Origin of the sequence: Pseudomonas sp. PB106 (assembly GCF_009764645.1) — a bacterium.
GTDB lineage: Bacteria > Pseudomonadota > Gammaproteobacteria > Pseudomonadales > Pseudomonadaceae > Aquipseudomonas.
The window spans coordinates 1-3031 of the sequence record NZ_RWIM01000104.1 but is presented as its reverse complement, the minus strand read 5'-3'; the positions used below and the strand labels follow the sequence as shown (position 1 = coordinate 3031).

General features: G+C 52.2%; 4 protein-coding genes and 3 tRNA genes. All 7 read right to left on the bottom strand.

The window, feature by feature from the left end:
• Positions 1 to 181, bottom strand: a 181-nt coding sequence (locus tag EJA71_RS13860) for a GTP-binding protein (protein ID WP_232244373.1), incomplete at its 3' end; no start/stop codon positions are given.
• A gap of 85 nt (positions 182 to 266) precedes the next feature.
• Positions 267 to 342, bottom strand: a tRNA-Thr gene (locus EJA71_RS13855).
• 26 nt (positions 343 to 368) lie between these two features.
• A tRNA-Gly gene (locus EJA71_RS13850) sits at positions 369 to 442 on the bottom strand.
• A 25-nt stretch (positions 443 to 467) separates the two neighbouring features.
• Positions 468 to 552: transfer RNA gene (locus EJA71_RS13845), tRNA-Tyr, on the bottom strand.
• A gap of 143 nt (positions 553 to 695) precedes the next feature.
• Complete coding sequence (locus EJA71_RS13840; protein ID WP_158957700.1) at positions 696 to 1127, bottom strand: hypothetical protein; 432 nt, start codon at positions 1125 to 1127, stop codon at positions 696 to 698.
• 7 nt (positions 1128 to 1134) lie between these two features.
• Entirely contained in the window at positions 1135 to 1887 is a 753-nt protein-coding gene (locus tag EJA71_RS13835) for a pantothenate kinase (protein ID WP_158957698.1), read from the bottom strand.
• Complete coding sequence (birA, locus tag EJA71_RS13830; RefSeq protein ID WP_158957696.1) at positions 1877 to 2830, bottom strand: bifunctional biotin--[acetyl-CoA-carboxylase] ligase/biotin operon repressor BirA; 954 nt, start codon at positions 2828 to 2830, stop codon at positions 1877 to 1879. The genes EJA71_RS13835 and birA overlap by 11 nt, the downstream gene beginning before the upstream one ends.
• Positions 2831 to 3031 lie beyond the last annotated feature (201 nt).

The window sequence follows — 3031 nt, the reverse complement described above, 5'->3', positions numbered from 1 at the left end:
TACCGCGAGCTTTTTCTTCTGGAGCGCTGTCGATCTTGTCGAATTCAACTACGGCCGAACCGAAAACTTCGGAGCAGACGCGAGTCAGAGCAGCGGTCAGAGTGGTTTTACCGTGGTCAACGTGACCAATGGTCCCAACGTTGACGTGGGGCAGGGAACGATCAAATTTTTCCTTAGCCATCGATATCACCCTCTACAGAAGAAATTAGACAAACAATATCAACCATTAAAACAAAGGCAGATATTTTCATATCTGCCTTGTTATATGGAGCTCTTGAGCGGATTTGAACCGCTGACCTCACCCTTACCAAGGGTGTGCTCTACCAACTGAGCTACAAGAGCAAAACACTTTGCACAACCTGCAAACTTGGAGCGGGTAGCGGGAATCGAACCCGCATCATCAGCTTGGAAGGCTGAGGTTCTACCACTAAACTATACCCGCGGAGCCTGCAGCTCACGCTCAAATCTGGTGGAGGGAGAAGGATTCGAACCTTCGAAGTCGTAGACGTCAGATTTACAGTCTGATCCCTTTGGCCGCTCGGGAACCCCTCCTAATCAGGCCGGCATTCTATACTATGCCAAACCCCTGTCAAGCATTTTCTCATTTAAAAACCTGAGGTTAGCTGCATTGACATCACTTCACGTTGACTCCCTGTTTAGGTCTTCGCTGTGGAGCGGGCGCCATTCTATGCAAACTATTCAGCAGGTGCAACCCCCTCGCACAGCAATATTTTATGTTTTAACTCATTGAATTCCTTGGAAAGGTTTTGCAACGGCGCATCCCCTAACAAACGCTGGCTCTGAGGGGCAACGACCAGCCAATATCCAGCCCCCAAGTCACTTTTTGTTGAAGATTGCGCATCAACTCCCATTTCAGCTAATCGCTGCTGAAGCGCCGAGATCGAATCTTGCCGGGGCATCCCCCCCAGGAACAGGCAGTCCTGGCGCCGAGCACCCCGTCCCTCCTTAACCTCACTGGTCGTTTCACTGAGCAACCGAATATCTTGCTGAGAACTGCGATACAAACTGAGAGGAGTAACATCCTTCGCCCGCAAGGGCGCCTCCTGCTGATGCCAGACATAATAGAAAACATTAAGAACAAGAAGCAGGAGGAACAACCAACGCATACAAACCTCAGGAAAAAGGACATGCCATAGCCAAGCCCACGAATACCAAGTCGGGAACAACCCTGGCCTCAGGCGCTACGCTTGCGACCAACTCGGCATCACCACCCGTTATGAAGATCGCGAAGTCACTCCCCCAATAGGATCGCGCCAGTTCCAGCTGGGTCAATACGAAACCTCGCAACATCAATGAACAGCCGCGCTCTACCGCTTCAACGGTCGTCCGCCCCGGCGCATTACTGGAAAGCGCGCGCTCAGCTGCCCAATCTCCATATCGAATTTTCCGAGTGTGGGTACGCAGCTGATTTCGCATCAATGGCATTCCTGGACAAATAAATCCGCCAAGATGCGCGCCATCAGCGGCAATAAAGTCAGAAGTTACCGCTGTACCGAAATCAAGTACGAGGCAAGGGCCGCCCGATGCCAGATGAAACCCACCAAGCATTGCCAGCCAGCGATCAAGACCCAAGCGCTCATAATCTTCATAACCATTTTTCACCCCTGACATTTCACGAGCCGACTCCGCACACACAACGGCAATACCGAACTCCTGCTCGATAATGCCGATTAGTGCACCAGTCTCCTCAGCAGTCCTGACGCTGACCACGCGACACTTGCGGAGGGCTAGCCCTTCAACAGCCCTCAAACTATCGAGTAATACCAGGTCAGAGTCGACCACACCTTCTGAAAACAAAGCACCATCTGCGACTTTCAATACTCGCCACTTAATAAAGCTGTTCCCACAGTCGAGCTCAAGAATCATCACGCAACCTCAGGCTGAGCTCACCACCACTAAAGACTTTTTCCACGCCATCCACCTTCAGGCGCAGCGCACCCTGACTATCAACTCCAAGCACTACGCCATCTATTTGAGTGGAGCCCGCGATCAACGACACCGAATGGTCCTGCCACAAATGATTTGCCTCCCATTCCACCTGGAGTGCCGAAAAACCATCCATCTGATGACGCTGAATATAGGTGCTTAACTGCCTATTGAGTTCAACCACAAAGGTATTACGATCACTGTTCCTGCCAGACTCGAGTCGTATCGAGGTCCATTGTTGACCGACTTCGTCAGCTCTCTGCATATTCACGTTGATGCCGATACCCAACACCACATGACAAACATCCGCCGGATCCCCGACGAGCTCGAGGAGAATGCCGGCTATTTTCTTGTTGCTAACCAAGACATCGTTGGGCCACTTCAATCCGGCACTCGCTACGCCGAAACTTCGCAGCGCCTGCAACACAGCCAACCCCACAACAAGACTCAAGCCCTCAAGCTGGCGCATCCCGCCATCAATACGCAGGACAAGGCTGTAATAGAGATTTTCAGCAAACGGACTTATCCATACGCGCCCCCTTCGCCCACGTCCCGAGACCTGTCGTTCCGCGAGCACTAGAAATGGCGCTAATCCACCTTGGCCGATGACACGTAACGCCTCAGCATTAGTCGAGTCGACCGAATCCAGAACGGTGACCGGCCAATCTGGCGACATGGCAGATATCGCTAGAGCGTCGAGCAGCATCAAGGGCGCAGCCAGTTGATAGCCTCTTCCTCGAACCTTATGGATGGACAAGCCAAGCTCTGCCTCAAGATGCTGAAGCTGCTTCCATACCGCACTTCGACTTATTCCCAGGGCGGCTCCCAGATCCTGACCAGAATGGAATCGACCATCCTTCAGGAGGTTCAACAACGTCAACATGCAGGTCTCGCCTCACAATGAGGCCCGAATGATAGCTATGCCCCGGGCCGTTGCATAGAAACCCAGCAGATGCTTTTCCTGCGGGCAAAACAAAACCCCAACTGCTTTCGCAATTGGGGTTTCGGAATTTAATCTTGACGATGACCTACTCTCACATGGGGAAACCCCACACTACCATCGGCGATGCATCGTTTCACTGCT